The 16,343-nt window shown below is 52.7% G+C and carries 20 protein-coding genes; 10 read left to right on the forward strand and 10 right to left on the reverse strand.

Going from position 1 to position 16,343, the window contains the following annotated elements; all coding sequences use genetic code 11:
* The first annotated feature begins 45 nt into the window (after positions 1 to 45).
* Positions 46 to 489 (forward strand): GatB/YqeY domain-containing protein, encoded by a 444-nt coding sequence (locus tag AB1763_05355; GenBank protein ID MEW5832244.1) that lies wholly within the window; start codon positions 46 to 48, stop codon positions 487 to 489.
* Positions 490 to 540: 51 nt separating this feature from the next.
* Here the strand turns inward: AB1763_05355 and AB1763_05360 are convergent, their stop codons facing one another.
* The 5 genes from AB1763_05360 to AB1763_05380 form a co-directional block, all read right to left on the reverse strand.
* Positions 541 to 2,559, reverse strand: coding sequence for a diguanylate cyclase (locus AB1763_05360; GenBank protein MEW5832245.1), 2,019 nt, complete (start codon positions 2,557 to 2,559; stop codon positions 541 to 543).
* A 105-nt stretch (positions 2,560 to 2,664) separates the two neighbouring features.
* Positions 2,665 to 3,450, reverse strand: coding sequence for an indole-3-glycerol phosphate synthase TrpC (gene trpC, locus AB1763_05365; protein ID MEW5832246.1), 786 nt, complete (start codon positions 3,448 to 3,450; stop codon positions 2,665 to 2,667).
* Positions 3,447 to 4,712, reverse strand: a complete 1,266-nt coding sequence (locus AB1763_05370) for a hypothetical protein (protein ID MEW5832247.1) — start codon at positions 4,710 to 4,712, stop codon at positions 3,447 to 3,449. Before AB1763_05370 ends, trpC begins: the two co-directional genes overlap by 4 nt.
* Positions 4,705 to 5,085, reverse strand: a complete 381-nt coding sequence (locus AB1763_05375; GenBank protein MEW5832248.1) for a YkgJ family cysteine cluster protein — start codon at positions 5,083 to 5,085, stop codon at positions 4,705 to 4,707. The genes AB1763_05370 and AB1763_05375 overlap by 8 nt, the downstream gene beginning before the upstream one ends.
* A complete protein-coding gene (locus AB1763_05380) occupies positions 5,073 to 5,768 on the reverse strand; it encodes a methyltransferase (GenBank protein MEW5832249.1) in 696 nt (231 codons plus the stop codon). The genes AB1763_05375 and AB1763_05380 overlap by 13 nt, the downstream gene beginning before the upstream one ends.
* A gap of 59 nt (positions 5,769 to 5,827) precedes the next feature.
* Here AB1763_05380 and kdsB point away from each other — a divergent pair, with 59 nt between their 5' ends.
* Positions 5,828 to 6,547: a 3-deoxy-manno-octulosonate cytidylyltransferase gene (gene kdsB / locus AB1763_05385; protein ID MEW5832250.1), complete on the forward strand. Its 720-nt coding sequence runs from the start codon at positions 5,828 to 5,830 to the stop codon at positions 6,545 to 6,547.
* A gap of 79 nt (positions 6,548 to 6,626) precedes the next feature.
* A complete protein-coding gene (locus AB1763_05390; protein ID MEW5832251.1) occupies positions 6,627 to 6,968 on the forward strand; it encodes a hypothetical protein in 342 nt (113 codons plus the stop codon).
* Between the two features lie 32 nt (positions 6,969 to 7,000).
* Here AB1763_05390 and AB1763_05395 read toward each other — a convergent pair whose 3' ends face one another.
* Positions 7,001 to 7,480 carry a DUF2059 domain-containing protein gene (locus AB1763_05395; protein ID MEW5832252.1) on the reverse strand — a complete coding sequence of 160 codons (480 nt, stop codon included), beginning with the start codon at positions 7,478 to 7,480 and terminating at the stop codon, positions 7,001 to 7,003.
* Positions 7,481 to 7,672: 192 nt separating this feature from the next.
* A complete protein-coding gene (gene rpsO / locus AB1763_05400; GenBank protein ID MEW5832253.1) occupies positions 7,673 to 7,948 on the reverse strand; it encodes a 30S ribosomal protein S15 in 276 nt (91 codons plus the stop codon).
* Between the two features lie 157 nt (positions 7,949 to 8,105).
* On the opposite strand from rpsO, the gene AB1763_05405 reads away from it, so the two are divergent.
* Genes AB1763_05405 through AB1763_05425 form a run of 5 tightly spaced genes read left to right on the forward strand, consistent with a single transcriptional unit; the run spans position 8,106 to position 14,316 of the window.
* Complete coding sequence (locus AB1763_05405; GenBank protein MEW5832254.1) at positions 8,106 to 8,510, forward strand: Rrf2 family transcriptional regulator; 405 nt, start codon at positions 8,106 to 8,108, stop codon at positions 8,508 to 8,510.
* A 3-nt stretch (positions 8,511 to 8,513) separates the two neighbouring features.
* A complete protein-coding gene (gene flhA / locus AB1763_05410) occupies positions 8,514 to 10,676 on the forward strand; it encodes a flagellar biosynthesis protein FlhA (GenBank protein MEW5832255.1) in 2,163 nt (720 codons plus the stop codon).
* Positions 10,677 to 10,713: 37 nt separating this feature from the next.
* A complete protein-coding gene (locus tag AB1763_05415; GenBank protein MEW5832256.1) occupies positions 10,714 to 11,790 on the forward strand; it encodes a phosphoesterase in 1,077 nt (358 codons plus the stop codon).
* Positions 11,790 to 13,622, forward strand: a complete 1,833-nt coding sequence (locus tag AB1763_05420) for an ABC-F family ATP-binding cassette domain-containing protein (protein ID MEW5832257.1) — start codon at positions 11,790 to 11,792, stop codon at positions 13,620 to 13,622. The genes AB1763_05415 and AB1763_05420 overlap by 1 nt, the downstream gene beginning before the upstream one ends.
* A complete protein-coding gene (locus tag AB1763_05425; protein MEW5832258.1) occupies positions 13,609 to 14,316 on the forward strand; it encodes a 16S rRNA pseudouridine(516) synthase in 708 nt (235 codons plus the stop codon). The genes AB1763_05420 and AB1763_05425 overlap by 14 nt, the downstream gene beginning before the upstream one ends.
* On the opposite strand, the gene AB1763_05430 is transcribed toward AB1763_05425, so the two are convergent.
* Genes AB1763_05430 through AB1763_05440 form a run of 3 tightly spaced genes read right to left on the reverse strand, consistent with a single transcriptional unit; the run spans position 14,313 to position 15,469 of the window.
* On the reverse strand, positions 14,313 to 14,834 hold the full coding sequence (locus AB1763_05430) for a hypothetical protein (protein MEW5832259.1): 522 nt from the start codon (positions 14,832 to 14,834) through the stop codon (positions 14,313 to 14,315). The genes AB1763_05425 and AB1763_05430 overlap by 4 nt on opposite strands.
* Before the next feature lie 48 nt (positions 14,835 to 14,882).
* Complete coding sequence (locus tag AB1763_05435) at positions 14,883 to 15,176, reverse strand: addiction module antidote protein (GenBank protein ID MEW5832260.1); 294 nt, start codon at positions 15,174 to 15,176, stop codon at positions 14,883 to 14,885.
* 2 nt (positions 15,177 to 15,178) lie between these two features.
* Positions 15,179 to 15,469 carry a type II toxin-antitoxin system RelE/ParE family toxin gene (locus tag AB1763_05440; GenBank protein ID MEW5832261.1) on the reverse strand — a complete coding sequence of 97 codons (291 nt, stop codon included), beginning with the start codon at positions 15,467 to 15,469 and terminating at the stop codon, positions 15,179 to 15,181.
* Between the two features lie 170 nt (positions 15,470 to 15,639).
* Between AB1763_05440 and AB1763_05445 the strand changes: the two genes are divergently transcribed.
* Both AB1763_05445 and AB1763_05450 read left to right on the forward strand, forming a co-directional pair.
* Positions 15,640 to 15,936 carry a nucleotidyltransferase family protein gene (locus tag AB1763_05445; protein MEW5832262.1) on the forward strand — a complete coding sequence of 99 codons (297 nt, stop codon included), beginning with the start codon at positions 15,640 to 15,642 and terminating at the stop codon, positions 15,934 to 15,936.
* Positions 15,929 to 16,324 carry a HepT-like ribonuclease domain-containing protein gene (locus tag AB1763_05450; protein MEW5832263.1) on the forward strand — a complete coding sequence of 132 codons (396 nt, stop codon included), beginning with the start codon at positions 15,929 to 15,931 and terminating at the stop codon, positions 16,322 to 16,324. Before AB1763_05445 ends, AB1763_05450 begins: the two co-directional genes overlap by 8 nt.
* Positions 16,325 to 16,343 lie beyond the last annotated feature (19 nt).

Here is a 16,343-nt window from a genome sequence, read left to right on the forward strand (position 1 = left end):
GTCTAATTTGGCTATAATTAAGCAAAAAGAGTTCCAAGGAAATCCATGAGCCTCAAAGAGCAGATTAACAACGATATCAAAACCGCCATGAAAGAAAAAGACAACGCGCGCCGCGACGCGCTGCGTCTCCTGTCCAGCGCGCTCAAGCAGATCGAAGTCGACGAACGCAAAGAACTCAGCGACGACGACGTCATCAAAATCATCCAAAAACAGGTCAAACAGCGCAACGAAGCGATGAGCCAGTACCGCGAAGCGGGGCGCGAGGACCTTTACGAAAAAGAGGCTGCCGAAGCGGCAATTTTCGAAACCTATCTCCCCAAACAGCTCTCCGACGAGGAGCTGGAAACCGCACTGCGTTCCATCATCGCCGAAGTGGGGGCCGCTTCGATGAAAGAGATCGGCAAGGTGATGGGAGCCGCTTCCAAAACCCTGGGCGCCCAGGCCGACGGCAAACGCATCAACGAGTGTGCCAAAAAAATCCTCACATAACCCCTTCTTTGCCGGGAGTCACACAGACTCCCCGCCCTCTTCCTCGAGCGTTTAGATCGGCTTGGGATAGCCGTAGTAATACCCCTGCGCGTAGTCGACCCCGATCTCGCGGAGCACCTCGAGGGTCTCTTCGTCCTCGACGTATTCGGCGATCGTTTTCTTGCCGAACTCCTGCGCGATCTGGTTGATGTGCTTGACGAAAATGCGGTCTTTCTCGTTGACCGTGATGTTCTTGACGAATTCGCCGTCGATTTTGACGTACTCGGCATCGAAATATTTAAGATAGACGAATGACGAGAATCCCGATCCGAAGTCGTCCAGGGCGAAATTGATCCCCTCGTTTTTCATCCCTTCGATGATCTCGATAAGCCCTTTGACGTTGTGGATCGCTTCCCGTTCGAGAATCTCGATGGTCACGCCGTGCTTTTTCTTTTTGGGATCGTTGCCGTAATGGCTTTTGATCTGTTCGATGTAATTGCCGTGAAAGAGGCTGTTGGTCGAAAGGTTAAAGAAAAACTCGATGTCCCACAGCTTTTTCTCTTCCCGCGCCGCAAGCCCTTTGCTGAGGACAATATTATCGATTTTGCACGCCATCCCGAGGCTTTCGGCCACTTCGATGAACTGTCCCGCCGCCATCACCCGTTCGCCGTCGCGGATGCGGGCGAGCACTTCGTACCCGAAGAGTTTGTTCGTCTTGACGTTGTAGATGGGCTGAACGTACGGCTCGACCCGCCCTTCGTCGATCGCGCGGCGGAGGAATTCCCCTTTTTTCTGAATCTCGGCCGCCATCTCCTGATCGGTCTGGTCGGCGCGGGCGATCGTGTTTTTCCCCGCCCGTTTGGCCTTGTACATCGCCAGATCCGACCCCGTCAGCAGCGCTTCGATGTTTTCCCCCTGCTCTGGGTACTCGGCGACCCCGAAACTCGCCGTCAGCTTGATCTGGTCGTACATCAGTGAAATGGGCGAATTCTCCAGGCTCGAGCGGAGTTTTTCGACGACGACGTACCCCTTCTCGTACGGTGTTTCGGGGAGGATGACGGCAAACTCGTCCCCCCCGATCCGGGCGAGAATGTCGGCATTGCGGAGATTGCTCCCCAGAATTTCGGTCACCTCTTTGAGGACGACGTCCCCCGCCGCGTGCCCGTAAGTATCGTTGATGTATTTGAAGTTGTCCAGATCGATCATCAATACCGAAAATTTGTGGCGGTGGCGGTCGGAACGTTTAATCTCGTAGGAGAGGAACTCTTCGAATTTGCGGCGGTTGTAAAGCCCCGTGAGGTAGTCGCGGTCCGAGAGGTGCTGAAGCTTTTCGTAATAGTCCTGGATCGAATCGAGCATTTTGTTGACGTAGCTCTCGATATTTTTCACCTCGAGGATTTTCGTTTTGAGGGTTACCCGTTTGCCCATGTCGTTTTGGTGGATGATGTCCTGAATCATCCCGATAAACTGCTTCAGGGGCTGAACCAGCAGCGAATTGAGGCGGAAATAGAGGATGGCGAAAATCAGGACCGTGAAAATAACGAAAAAGATGATGAACGAATTGACCATCGTCGTCAGGGAGATTTTGAGGTTGGCGACCGGGAAACGGACGTCGATGACACCGTTGATGTCCCCGATTTTGGCGTTGCTATGGCAGCTGAGGCACTCTTGCTTGACGACGATGGGGTAGAGGTAGCGGATCTCGTCGTCGCCGGTAAGGATCTCTTCGCCTTTCATCGCCTTCATGACCATCGGATCGTGCTCCCTGGCCTGTTTGTCGTGTTCTCGGTCTCCGAACAGCTCGGCGACGATCGGGCTTCGGTAGGCGTTGATCCGCATGTCGGGTTCGACGTCGTTGAGGCGGACGATGATCGCGTCGAGTTCCTCTTTGCTCCACCCTTTTTCCATCGCCGAATAGAGCGCTTCGAACGCCATCCGGCTCGTTTTGCGGGCATCGACCCGGGCGAGGTCGTCAATTGCCCGCTGCTTGATGAAAATACCGTATACGAACGCTACCGCCAGACTCGCCAAAAGTGAAAGTATGACCGTCTTTGCGATCAGCCGTTTATAGGTCGTATACCGTTTCGTCACTGCTGCTTCCTACCGATTTTATGGGTTTTTCTTATTATATCGGCAGGATACTTAAATCAACAATATAATTTTTTCTTTTTATATTGTCGCGATGCGGGGGCCGGATCAGCCGTTTTTGAGGGTTCGCAACGCCGTTTCGACGTCGTCCTGGCGCATCAGGGATTCGCCGACGAGGAAAGCGTCCACCCCCGCTTTGTTCAGATCTTCGAGCTGTCCGTGTTCGTAGATGCCGCTTTCGGCGACGATGATTTTGCCGTTGGGGATCAACGGGATGAGATCGTAGGAGAGGTTCATGTTCATCTCGAACGTCTGAAGGTTGCGGTGGTTGATCCCGATGATGTCGGCCCCCGCATAGATCGCCTTGGTCAGTTCGGCTTTGTCGTGGATCTCGACGAGCGCTTCCATCCCCAGATGGCGGGTATAGGCCAGCAGCTCTTTGAGCTCGCTTTTGGAGAGCGCCGCGGCGATCAGCAACACGAAGTCGGCACCGTAGACGAGCGCTTCGAGCAGCTGGTATTTCGAAACGATGAAATCTTTGCGCAGCAGCGGAATGCTGACGTAGCGGCGGATCTCGGCGAGATAGTCGAGGCTGCCCTGAAAAAAGTGGGGTTCGGTCAGAACCGAAATGGCATTCGCCCCGCCGCGCTCATACGCCTGCGCAATCGCGAGGGGATCGAAATCTTCACGGATCACCCCTTTGGACGGGCTGGCCTTTTTCACTTCCGAGATGATCCGGTAGGGTTCCTCGGGGGTCGAGGTGAGAAAGGCGCGGACGTCGCGGGGTGCGCGGGCGTTGAACGCGAGCGATCTCCCCAGCCACTCCATGCTGAAAGCGGCCTCACGTTCCTTGAGGTCCTCTTTGGTTTTTCGGATGATGTCATCTAAAATCATTTCGTTTTCTCCTTGGGTTTACACGCTTCAATCGCTTTGAGGTGGTCGCGCACCTCCTGCTCGTCGGTGCCGATCATCGATTCGACCTGTTTGATCAACCGGAGCGCTTCGGCGCATTCGCCCCGTTTGTAGTGGCCCCACGCCAGCGAATCGATGTAAAACGGCGAATCGGGCTGTTTTTCGAGGGCGCGGCGGACGTATCCCATCCCTTCGCTGACATTGACGTCGTGGTCGATCATCAGGTAGCCGAGGTAATTGAGATACAGCGGCTCTTCGATATCGTCGGCCGCTTTTTTGAGTTTGGCGACGACGTCGGCGACGAGTACCGGATCGTTGCGGTCGGCGGACCCCTCGTAGCGGTAGACCGCGCTCTGGGCTAGGTAGAGCGGATTGTCCTGCTCTTCGTAGAGGGTCATCGCCAGGACGGAGGCCTTGTCGAACGCTCTGGCCTGTACGTAGAGGTCCAGCAGCATCGAGTCGTTCAGATGCGATTTTTCGAGTAACGCCGTCATTTTGGCGTAATCTTTCAAAAAGAGGTGGATTTTCAGCGCCTCTTCGGCGGACGCGGTGTCGCCGAACCCATCGTAGGTCTGCTCGTACATCGCCGCGGCATCGGCCAGCGCTCCGCCGTCGGCATAAAAGCTTGCCAGACGCTTGCCGATCACGACGCTGCTGCCCTGCGTTCCGATGTGCTCTTTGAGAAATTGTACCGCTTCGGTTTTGCGCCCCAGATGGGCGTATTCGATCAGGGCGATCCTCTCGGCGGTATTGTGGTCAAATCCCATCGCGTACGCTTTTTTCAACGCCCCAAGCGCCCCTTCGTAATCGGCGAGTTTCAGCCGTGCCTCGGCATACAGCAGATGATCTGGGGCTTTGGGACTGTTCTGGGTCAGGAGAAACGCTTTTTGCGAAGCCTGGGCGAAATCGCCCCCTTTGAGGAGCGCGATCACTTCGAACCGTTTGAGGATTTCGTCGTTCGGGGATTTGGCCAGGGCTTCGGAGGTCATTTTCGCCAGTGATTTGGTGTCGTTGGCGTGTTCGAGCATCTTGAGCGACTGATAGAGGTACTCGGACTTTGAGGTCTTTTTGTGGAGTTCGGCGAAAAAAGCCGACGCACGGTGGTATTTGTGCCGTACCTGCGCATCGAGGGCGTAGAGGGCGAAGGTGTCTTCAAACGTGTTGATCTGGATCGCGGGCTTGGGCACGGCAGCCGAATGGGCGAGCGCGGCCCCCAGCAAAAGGGCGAGAAGCGTTTTAGTCATGGATGATCCCCGGGCATTCGGCTTTGAGCTCGTCGATGCGGTGGCGGAAATAATCCCAGAACGGAAACGTCCGGCACTGCAGCGGTCTGGCTTCGTATATGCTACACCCGTTTCGTGAACGGCTGAAAAACACGCAGTCGAACGAGCCGTTCACCTTGACCTCTTTGAGCGAATAGCGATACCCCTCTTTACGCAGGTAGGTACGGCGGAACTCCCCTTCTTCCATCTCCAGCAGCGCAGCGATCGCGGCGATCTCGGTCACCGAGACGAAAATATTGCCGCTCTCTCCCGTGCAGCAGTTCCCCCCGCACGAAGCGCAGGCGGAAGGGTCGAACGCGTAACAGAAACCTTCGCGGGTCATTAAATCGGACATTTGATACTGTGCGCCTTTGCTTTATCGTAAATTGCCTGCACCGCAGGAGAATATTCCTCTCCCTCGAACGTAATCAGGGGAGGCAGCACGTTCAGAAGCGACCGGCTGTTTTTTTTCAGATGGAACATCACCAGTGTACTGGGGCGATCGCTTTTGGAATGGACGAATTGTACATCAACGACTCTTAATCCTGAACTCTCGCACGCACTGCACAGCTGAACAAACTGACGCGCGTCGTAACAGATCGCCGCCTCGCCGTGCGATTTGAGCAATTTCGAGATTTTCGCGATAAACGGCTCGATGGGGAGATGAACGTTGTAGCGGGCCTGATGGAGCATCGGATGGAGACTGCGCGACACCCCTTCATGATAAAACGGCGGGTTCGAGACGATCCAGTCGTAACTGCCGTGCGGGCCGTGTTCGAGAAAATCCCCCTCGTGCAGCGTGTAGCCGATACCGTTGATCTGCGCGTTTCGGCGTGCGAATTGGGCGTAAATCTCCTGTTTTTCGACCGCTTCGAGTTCGATCCGGGGAAAATCGCGCGCGCTGAGCAGCCCGACGATCCCGCAACCCGCCCCGACATCGAGCATCCGCCCTTTGGGAGCGAACCGGGAAATGAACCCGTACAGCAGAATCGAATCGCTGTTGTAGCAATACCCTTCGTCGGGCTGATAAAGGAGCATTAGAGCCTCGCTGATGTATTATTATGGCGAAATTATACCTTTTATACAGGCTGACCGTCATGATTATCATCCCCGCCCGTCTCGCTTCCACCCGATTCCCCGAAAAAGTGCTCGCCGACATCGGAGGTTTGCCGATGGTCGTCCGCACCGCCAAACGCGTTGAGCATATCGACCGCGTCGTCGTCGCGTGCGACGACGAGAAAATCCTCGAACTCTGTGCGGCGCACGGCATCGAAGCCCGCCTCACTTCGACGACCCACAAAAGCGGTACCGACCGCATCAACGAATGCGCCCAGATCCTCGACATCCCGAACGAGGAGCTTATCATCAACGTCCAGGCCGACGAGCCGTTTATCGAAACCGAAGTGCTCGAACGGCTCTACGAACGGCTCAATGCCCTAAAAGCCGCAGGCGAGCCCTTCGTGATGGCCAGCTGCTACAACGCCATCAACACCGAAACCGCGCAGGACCCCAACCTCGTCAAAGTGATCACCGACGTTCACCACAACGCGATCTATTTCTCCCGCAGCCCGATCCCTTTCAACCGCAGCGGCGAAGCCTCCTACTTCGGCCACATCGGGATTTACGGGTTTACGAAAAAGAGCCTGCACGATTTCTGCGCCCTCGGCGAAGCGCCGCTCGAGGACATCGAAAAACTCGAACAGCTCCGCGCCCTCTACCACGGCAAGAAAATCTCGATGGTCAAGGTAGAGAGCACCGGGTTCGGGATCGATACGGTAGAGGATCTGGAACGGGCGAAAAAGATTTTCGGATTATAAGAATCCGTTTTAGCACTGCTACGTTTTTGCTACGGATGGGGCGTACAATGGTTGCACCGATATTTTTCAAGGAGCTGCCATGTCTCTCATCGAAATCTTCACCGACTACGTCCTCAACCGAAAAAATCTCAAAGAATACGTCGAAGTACGTAAAACGATCAACGAACGCGGCGAATTCAACGACACGAAACTGATCCGCGCGCAGGAGAATCTCGAACGGCTCAAAGCCGAAGCACCCGAGATCTACGAGGGGATGTACGAAACGCTGGCCAAGATCTACGCCCGCAATGCGGGGCTGACGATCGAATACCCCATCGAATTTATTCGCCAGATTCTACGGATGTACCGCGGACACGAAACCCCCGCACAGGTTTACGAAGAGTACAAACGGGTGCTCGAACACTACCACCACGACGTATAATTCGCTTCCCCCATTGTGGCGGGAATGTCAAATCATTTAGAGGCCGTTTCAAACCGTTCTTTGATCTTCTTTTCCAAATCGGGTTTCAGCATCATGGCCCACTGTGCACTGATTTTCATGGCGTCAACAGCCAAAACGGGCATTTTATCAATCAGCTTTTTTCCCGAGGGCGTATCATAAAACCGATTGATCTCTTTGATGTCTTCCAGCTCAAAATGGTTGGAATACATTACGACTATCATTTCTTCAAATTCGGGAAACCTTTCGGTATAGACCGCTTTGATATCTTCCAGCATCCCCATTGCCAAATTCGGTGTCATCTTCACACCTTTAGCCTGAGTATCTTTAATCATTTGATGCCCCAACAAATCGATGATTTTAGACGAAGATTCGAGAACTTTCGCCGTCGTAAGCAATTTCTTGATCTCAGCACGTTTTTCAGGATTAACGTCATCCGCAAAAATTGAAATCGAAAGAGAGACCATGATGGCAAACATAACAACCAATCGCATTTTTTTCCTTTGTCAATTCAGTGTGAGAAAATTATACCTGAATGGGAAATGGGATTTATTGTTAAATTTCAAGGACGAAAAAAGTGCTTTACACGATCGGAGATGAACGCCTGAAGGTATCGGATATGGAAACGTTAAAAGGAAAGTAGTTAAAAAAAGAGTTCCCCCGAAAAATCGGGAGAAAATATCAATTTAGATATTGTCGCGGATACCGAGTTCTGCGATAACTTTGTTGTAGCTCTCTTTGTTTGTGCGTTTGAGGTAACGCATCAAACGGCGGCGCTGACCGACAAGTTTCAAAAGACCAAGACGTGAAGAGTGGTCTTTTTTGAATGTTTTAAGGTGCTCTGTCAAGTTGTTGATGCGAGTCGTCAACAAAGCGATTTGTACTTCGCTCGAACCCGTGTCGCCTTCTTTTTTCTGGAACTGAGTGATAATCTGCGCTTTTTTCGCCGTATCCAAAGCCATAATAGCCTCCTGATGGGTATAAATATTACCTGTAATGGACGTTTCCTTACAAGCAGGGTCGGAATTATACCTGATTTTTCCCCTTTTTGCGGCAAAAACATCCTCTAATAATTTTTGGCTATAATACCCCTCAAATAGATGCGGAGGAACTTCCCGGATGCTGATGACCCGTGCCAGTGAATATGCCCTTCTTTCGCTCATCGTGCTGGCCAAAGCGCAACGGGCGCTCGACGCCGACACCCTCTCGCGGGAGCTGGACATTTCGAAAAGTTTTCTGGCCAAGATCCTCCAATCACTCGCCCGCAAAGGGATTCTCAACTCCTACAAAGGGGTCAACGGGGGATTCGAACTCGCCCGTGCGTGCGCCGACATCACCGTTCTTGAAGTCATGGAAGCGGCCGAGGGGAAAAGCCCCGCCGTGTTCAGCTGTTCCCCTTCCGCCGACGACTGCCCTTCGAACAAGGCAACCACCTGTTCGCTGTGGCCGTTCCTCAACCGCCTCCAAAACAAAGTCGACGGCTTCCTGGGGACCCTGACCCTCGAAGCGATCCTGGAAGAGTAATCCTTGGCAAAAGCGAAAAACAAGACTCCCGACGTCAAAAGCGTCCTCTCGACCCTCTTTGCCTCACGCGACCTTTCCGTCGTCTTTTTCGTCATGGCGATCCTGGCGATCATCATCGTCCCGCTCCCCAGCGGGGTTCTCGACCTGCTGCTCGCCGTCGTCATCGCGATGTCGGTACTGATTTTGCTGATCTCGCTCTACATCCCCAAACCGACTGATCTGACGACTTTTCCGACCCTGTTGCTGATCATCACCCTCTTTCGCCTCGCCCTGAACATCGCGACGACGCGGATGATCCTCAGCCACGGTCACGAGGGTCCCGAAGCGGTCAGTGACATCATCACCAGTTTCGGTAATTTCGTCGTCGGCGGGAACTACGTCATCGGGATCATTATCTTCTGTATCCTCGTACTGATCAACTTTATGGTCATCACCAAAGGTTCGGGGCGCGTCGCCGAAGTCGCAGCCCGCTTCACCCTCGATGCGATGCCCGGTAAACAGATGGCGATCGACGCCGACCTCAACAGCGGCCTGATCGACGAAGCCGAAGCCAAACGCCGCCGTGCCGAGATCTTGCAGGATGCCAACTTTTACGGGGCGATGGACGGTTCGAGCAAGTTTATCAAAGGGGATGCGGTCGCGGGGATCATCATCACCCTCATCAACATCATCGGCGGCTTCCTGATCGGAATTTTCCAGTTCGATCTCGACGTCGCCTCCAGCGCCGAAACCTATACCCTCCTCACCATCGGTGACGGTCTGGTGTCGCAGGTCCCCGCGCTGATCATCTCGACCGCGACGGGTATCATGATCACCCGTGCTTCGAACGACGAGGGGAATTTCGCCGAAGGCAGCATCAAGCAGCTCATGGGGAATGCCCGCGTCATGATCATCGTCGGATTCATCATGCTGGTGTTCGCCGCCGTTCCGGGGCTTCCGACCCTCTCGCTCGGTTTTGTCGGGATCATCTTTGCCGCGTTGGGCTATGCGCTGCACAAATACGAAAAAGGGGAACTCGTCCTCACCACCGCTCCGGCCAAAAAACCGGGTGCCGCCGCCGATGAAGAGGGAGCTCCCACAGCACCGCGCAAAAAGACCAACGAAGAGATCGCCAAAGAAGAGGAGGCGGCCCTCGAAGACATCCTCAAAATCGAGATGCTCGAGCTCACCCTGGGCTACCAGCTCATCCGCCTCGCCGACAGTGCGCAGGGAGGGGACCTGCTCGAGCGGATCCGCTCGATGCGGCGGAAAATCGCCTCGGATTTCGGCTTTTTGATGCCGCAGGTCCGGATCCGCGACAACCTCCACCTCAAACCCAACCAGTACGAGATCCTCCTCAAAGGGGTCAACATCGGCGACGGCATCATCCAGCCCGACCGGTTTCTCGCGATGGACAGCGGGATGGCCGTAGGGGAGATCAAAGGGGAACCGACCAAAGAGCCCGCCTTCGGTCTCGACGCCCTGTGGATCGCTCCCGAGCTCAAAGAAGACGCGATCATCAACGGCTATACCGTCGTCGATCCCGCAACGGTCATTTCGACCCACATGAGCGAACTGATCAAAAAATACGCCGAAGAGCTCCTCACCCGCCAGGAGACCCAGGCGCTCATCGACAAGATCAAAAACGACTACCCGGTCGTCATCGACGATCTTCTCAAAGTGGCGAACATCGGCCTTATCCAGCGGGTTTTCAAAGCGCTGTTGCATGAGCGTGTACCGCTGAAAGACATGATCACGATCCTCGAAACGATTGCCGACGTCTGCGAGTACACGAAAAACGTCGAAATCATCACCGAACACGTCCGCTCCAAACTCTCGCGGATCATCACCCAGCAGTACGCGGGGTCGGACGGCATCATCCGGTTGCTCACCTTCGATACGATGAGCGAGCAGAAAATGCTCGAAAAAACGACCGAACGCGACGGCGTGCGCCAGCTGCTCCTCAACGTGGGCGAGATCAACAACCTCATCCAGGCCACGAGCGCCAAGGCGACCGAACTGCTCCAAAAAGGGATCTCGCCGATCATCATCATCGTCGATCCCAAGCTCCGCCGTCCGCTAGCCGAGATTTACGAGCGGTTCAGCCTCGACATCATCACCCTCTCCCACGCCGAAATCGACTCGAACGCGAAATTCGAAGTCCTCGGTTCCATTTCGATGGAATGACGGCACCGACACAGACTTACAGCAAGGAACCCATTGAATGACTAAAACTTTTCACCACCTTTCCCACATCGATCTGGACGGCTACAGCTGCCAGCTCGTGATGGCACAGACACCGCACACGATGATCAGCTACAACGCCAACTACGGCGCGGAGGTGATGGACCGCCTCGAAGAGATCATCGAAAGCCTCAAAAAAAACAAGCAGGAAGCGACGATCCTGATCACCGACCTCAACCTCTATCCCGAAGAAGCCAAATGGCTCAATAATGAGGTAAACCGCCTCAACGACAACGGTTGGAACGTGACAATTACCCTCCTCGATCATCACGGCAGCGGAAAAGAGACGGCGGCGCAGTACCCGTGGTATTTTCTCGACACCGAGCGGTGCGCCACGAAAATCACCTACGACTACGCGTGCGAACACTACGGCCTCGAGCGTGGCGGCTGGCTCGAAGCTTTCGTCAGCGTCGTCAACGCCGTCGATCTGTGGAAACAGAACGAAGAGGCCGATTTCGAATACGGCAAGGTGTGCATGCGCCTCATCTCCGAAGCGCGTGAACTGAGCCGCGTCATGTTCGCCGCCGAAGACCGCGTCTACAAACTCGCCCTCCTGGAACAGGCCGCGCTGATGCGCGAGTTGCCAAACGCCCCCATCGTCCTGGACGAAGCGCTCCACAAAATGAAAAAAGAGTTTTTCAAAGACGGCGTCGACAACACCCTCGACAACCTCTCGACCAAATACATCGTGGCGTTGCTGGGGACCAAGCGTTCCGTCATGACGATCTATTACAAAGGGTGGCGCGGATTTTTGAGCTACGGCCTCGGGAATACGTCGATCATCGGGAACGGCTTTTTGACCGAATATCCCGATTACGATTTTATCGTCGACGTCGGGACACGCGGTACAATGAGCCTGCGTGGCCACAACCGTGTCGACGTCGCCGCGATGGCGGGCGAATGGGTCGGCGGCGGCGGACACCCCAACGCGGCGGGCGGACGTATTCAGGGGTTCAAGGAACAGTTCCGCTACGACAAAGTGAAGCTCCAAATGGAAGACATGCTCGCCCACAAAGAGGCGATGCCCGGAAAACTCCCCCATAAAACCGAAGAATAATGATCCAAATCAACAGCCTTACCAAAAGCTACGGAGAGCGCGTCCTTTTCGACAACCTCTCGCTCCGCCTCAACGCCGGAGACAAAGTCGGTTTCGTCGGGCGTAACGGGACGGGAAAATCGACGCTGTTTAAAATCATCCTCGGCGAAGAGCCGTATGACAGCGGTGAAGTAATCATCCCTAAAAATTACCGCATCGGGGCACTCCGGCAGCACCTGCATTTCACCCACAAAACGGTACGTGAGGAGTGCGCGTCGGCGCTGAGTCCCGAGATCGCACACGAAGTCTATCGCGTCGAAAAAATCCTCTTCGGACTTGGGTTTACGCAGGAAGATCTGGACAAAGACCCGCTCAGTTTCTCGGGGGGATACCAGATCCGCCTCAACCTCGTCAAGCTCCTCGTCACCGAACCGAACCTGCTGCTGCTGGACGAACCGACCAACTACCTCGACATCGTCTCATTACGCTGGCTGGCATCCTTTATCCGCAGTTTTGAGGGGGAAGTGATCCTCATCACCCACGACCGCGATTTCATGGACTCCGTCACGACCCACACGATGGGACTGCGCCGCCGAAACATCAGCATCGTCCGGGGTGGTACCCGCAAATACTACGACTTGATGGATCAGGAAGACGAACTCTACCTCAAGACCAAAGCCAACCACGACAAAAAGCGCGCCGAGCTCGAAGACTTCGTCGCCCGCAACAAAGCCCGCGCTTCGACCGCCACGCAGGCACAGTCGAAACAAAAAGAGCTCGACAAAATGGGGATCATGGAGGATCCGGAGGGAGAGAAGAGCCTCGCGTTCAGCTTCAGCTACGCCCCCACCCCCGCCAAACTCGTCATGCAGGCCAAAAACCTCTCGTTCGGCTACACCGAAAACGAACCCCTCTTCCGCGACCTCTCGTTCGCCCTCGAAAAAGGAAAACGGCTCGCGATCATCGGGAAAAACGGCAAGGGGAAATCAACGCTGCTCAACTGCCTCGCGGGACTCCTCACCCCCAGCGGCGAGATCACCTTCCACCCCTCCACCGCCATCGCCCATTTCGGCCAGACGAACATCGACCGCCTCGATAAAAACCGAACGGTCTCCGAAGAGATCCAAAGCGCCGATGGGAGCATGAACAACGTCCGCATCCGCTCGATCTGCGGGACGATGATGTTCAGCGGCGACGACGCCGATAAAAAAATCTCCGTCCTCTCCGGCGGGGAGCGCAGCCGCGTCATGCTCGGTAAAATCATCGCCACCCCCGCCAACCTCCTCTTCCTCGATGAGCCGACCAACCACCTCGACATGTACTCGATCGACGCCCTCACCGACGCGATCCGAAAATTCGAAGGCTCCGTCGTCCTCGTCACCCACTCGGAGATGATGCTCCGCGCCCTCGCCGACGCCCTCATCATTTTCCGCGAAGGAAACGCAGAGTTTTTTGATGGAACGTATGATGAGTTTTTGGAAAAAATCGGATGGGACGAAGAGATTTCCGATGCCCCCAAACCGGCCAAAGCGACCCCGAACACGAACAAAAAAGAGTCCAAGCAGCAGCGCGCCGCCCTCGTGCAGGAGCGCTCCCGCCTCCTCAGCCCGCTGAAAAAAGAGGCCGAGAAGTGCGAAAATGCAATCATGCAGCTCGAAGAGAAACTCAAAGCCTCCCATGAACTCCTCACCACCTATTCCAACCAGGGGGAAACCTCCAAGCTCCTCGACCTCTCCAAACAAGTCGGCGACGATGAGAAAAAAATCGAAGAGCTCTTCGAGAAACTCGAAATCGCTCATGAAGAGATCACCCGTATCGAAGCCGAATACGAGGCGAAACTTGCCGAGCTCTAAAACCCGCCTCGACAAACTCCTAAGCTCACTGGGGTATTGCAGCCGCAAAGAGGTTGCATCCCTCCTCCGTGAGGAGATTATCACCCACACCGATAACCTCTATCTCAAAAGCGATACCAAAGTTGCTCATGAAGATATCCTCTTCGAGGGCGAGCCTCTCGATCCGCCGCAGGGTATCGTTATCTTGATGCATAAACCGCTGGGGTATGTATGCTCTCACGACGACGGAGAAGGACGCCTCGTTTACGATCTCCTCCCAGAGCGGTGGCGCAGACGCGATCCAAAAATCTCCACCGTCGGACGGCTGGACAAAGAGACAAGCGGATTATTGTTGCTCACCGATGATGGCGCACTGCTCCACCGCCTCACTTCACCGAAACACAAAGTGTCAAAGATATACGAAGCGGCATTGGATCGACCGCTGCGAGGAGATGAAGCAGAGATTTTCGCTTCGGGGACGCTGATGCTTAACGGTGAAAAGACCCCGTGCCTACCCGCACAACTCGAAGTGATTGATCCGACCCATGTGAGGCTCGAAATCGTCGAGGGGCGATACCATCAGGTACGGCGTATGTTCGCGGCGGTAGGGAATCATGTCACCGCTCTGCACCGTTCGACGTTCGGGGATTTGACGCTAGGGGATTTAGAGGTAGGGGAATATCAACTTCTTGACCCCCAAAATGCACTATTTTAATTATTTAATTTAGATTCGTTAATTCTTTTTTCTAGTGTTGCAAAAATATATTTTTCTGCTTGAATTTCCGTGTCAATAAAGCCAACATCTTTTCTCATTGCAAGAATCACATTAGCATATAATTTTTTTTGTATGTCTTGTGGTATTGTTCCAGGAGATGAAGTATTTTGAATTTGATATTCTAAAAATATATTTAAATTTTCAAGCACTTGATCTGGTGCCCATAACCATGCTGATGAGTAGGCTTCATAAAATTTCACTTTTTGTTCATCTGAAACGCCATGCCCAGAAATAAAAATTCGCAGTGAACTTACAATTTGTTCATAAATCAATCTTCTTTTTTCAAGAATTTTTTCTTCTTTAGATAAAGATGCTTTTACATTTTCAACTTTTTTTGTTATTTCTTCAATATCTTCTTTTGTTGCAGCATTTTTACCCTTTTCCGAAAAGTACGCAGGCAAAAATTTATTCAAGATGAAACTTACTATTATTGCTGCAAAAAAAGTTAACCAATCCATACTAATTCCTTCTATTTATTTCTTATTCACGTTCTCCTCGTTGGAGTACTATGAAGCTTTAAGCGGCGTAATCTGAATATGCAATCCCAACGATTTTACCACTTTGGCAATCGTATCAAAACGGGGTTTTGACCCGGGGGCAAATGTTTTATAGAGGCTCTCTCGTCCTAATCCGCTCTCTTGTGCGATTTGACTCATACCGCGAGCTTTGGCGATATGACCGATAGCACGGATCAGTTCATCGGTATCACCCTCTTCGAGGACTTGCGTGAGGTATTCGGCAATCGCCTCTTCGCTGTCTAAATACTGTGTCATATCAAATGGAGTCAATTGTGTTTCCATCGTTATATCTCCTTTGCCATCTCTATGGCTTTTTCAATATCGCGTTGCTGAGTCGATTTATCACCGCCAACAAGCAAAATAATCAATTCATTCCCGCGCATCGTGTAATAAAGCCGATAACCCGGTCCCATATCGACACGCATTTCAAATACACTTTCACCAACGCTTTTCACATCCCCAAGATTCCCGATTTGAGCACGTTCCAAACGTCGGGCGATTGCGATGCGGGCACGCATATCTTTGAGTTTGATGAGCCATTGCGAAAATCTATGGGTTTGCTGAATGGTATACATGGACAAATTGTATCCATTTAGATACATGGTGTCAATAGGTCAAATAATTTTTTTGAAGTAGCGGTAATAACGATTCATCATACACTTTTAAATCCTATACGATCAAGCTCCTGTTTTGACAAAAACAGCGATGCGGGATATAATTTAGTATCATAAAAAAGGAGTTTAGGATGCACTGTACCAAACAAACCATTCTCAACTACCTTGCAACACATATCCAGGAATTTCAAATCAAGTACGGCGTAGAGCGCATCGGTTTATTCGGAAGCTATGCGAGAGATGAAGCAACCGATGATAGCGATATCGATCTGTACGTTCACACTACCAAAAAAACCCTTTCTGCCGTTGCGGGGTTATGGAATCAGATTGAGCGCGACTTAAACAAGAAAGTCGATCTCATCACGGCTCACAATCGAATGCGTCCGGGACTAAAACATTCCATCGAGAGCGAAGTAGTCTATGGATAAAAAAGACGCTAAAGAGCTTCTTGAATTTGTAATTGAGAGCATACAAGTCGTCAAAAAGAGGATGAAATCGGTTCAATCTATCGATGATCTTTTAGACACCGAAGAGGGACAAGAAAAACTCGACTCCATCTTGATGCGTATGCAGGCAATCGGCGAAGCCATCAAAAATTTAGACAAAAGGTATTCCGATCTTTTGAATAACGAAAAAGATTCTTCTTATTGGAGCGAAATAATCAAAATGCGTGAGATGATTTCTCACCATTATCTCAATATCGATGCCGAAATCGTTTTTAATACGATTCGAAGCGGTGAACTCGATGAACTCAAATCACATATAGATCATATAATTCAGCGGGAGTTGTTTTCATCGCAGAAAAGTATTTTTTGAAGATATGTTTGAAAAAATC

It is taken from the genome of Campylobacterota bacterium (assembly GCA_040752835.1).
Taxonomy (GTDB): Bacteria; Campylobacterota; Campylobacteria; order Campylobacterales; family Sulfurimonadaceae; genus Sulfuricurvum.

Coding starts and splice junctions, on each gene's coding strand:
- AB1763_05430 (MEW5832259.1), bottom strand. CDS start 14,834: ATGGATTGGTTAACTTTTTTTGCAGCAATAATAGTAAGTTTCATCTTG.
- AB1763_05390 (MEW5832251.1), top strand. CDS start 6,627: ATGTCTCTCATCGAAATCTTCACCGACTACGTCCTCAACCGAAAAAAT.
- AB1763_05380 (MEW5832249.1), bottom strand. CDS start 5,768: ATGCTCCTTTATCAGCCCGACGAAGGGTATTGCTACAACAGCGATTCG.
- AB1763_05445 (MEW5832262.1), top strand. CDS start 15,640: ATGCACTGTACCAAACAAACCATTCTCAACTACCTTGCAACACATATC.
- AB1763_05420 (MEW5832257.1), top strand. CDS start 11,790: ATGATCCAAATCAACAGCCTTACCAAAAGCTACGGAGAGCGCGTCCTT.
- AB1763_05355 (MEW5832244.1), top strand. CDS start 46: ATGAGCCTCAAAGAGCAGATTAACAACGATATCAAAACCGCCATGAAA.
- AB1763_05370 (MEW5832247.1), bottom strand. CDS start 4,712: ATGACTAAAACGCTTCTCGCCCTTTTGCTGGGGGCCGCGCTCGCCCAT.
- AB1763_05415 (MEW5832256.1), top strand. CDS start 10,714: ATGACTAAAACTTTTCACCACCTTTCCCACATCGATCTGGACGGCTAC.
- trpC (MEW5832246.1), bottom strand. CDS start 3,450: ATGATTTTAGATGACATCATCCGAAAAACCAAAGAGGACCTCAAGGAA.
- kdsB (MEW5832250.1), top strand. CDS start 5,828: ATGATTATCATCCCCGCCCGTCTCGCTTCCACCCGATTCCCCGAAAAA.
- AB1763_05435 (MEW5832260.1), bottom strand. CDS start 15,176: ATGGAAACACAATTGACTCCATTTGATATGACACAGTATTTAGACAGC.
- AB1763_05450 (MEW5832263.1), top strand. CDS start 15,929: ATGGATAAAAAAGACGCTAAAGAGCTTCTTGAATTTGTAATTGAGAGC.
- AB1763_05375 (MEW5832248.1), bottom strand. CDS start 5,085: ATGTCCGATTTAATGACCCGCGAAGGTTTCTGTTACGCGTTCGACCCT.
- AB1763_05395 (MEW5832252.1), bottom strand. CDS start 7,480: ATGCGATTGGTTGTTATGTTTGCCATCATGGTCTCTCTTTCGATTTCA.
- AB1763_05440 (MEW5832261.1), bottom strand. CDS start 15,469: ATGTATACCATTCAGCAAACCCATAGATTTTCGCAATGGCTCATCAAA.
- AB1763_05405 (MEW5832254.1), top strand. CDS start 8,106: ATGCTGATGACCCGTGCCAGTGAATATGCCCTTCTTTCGCTCATCGTG.
- rpsO (MEW5832253.1), bottom strand. CDS start 7,948: ATGGCTTTGGATACGGCGAAAAAAGCGCAGATTATCACTCAGTTCCAG.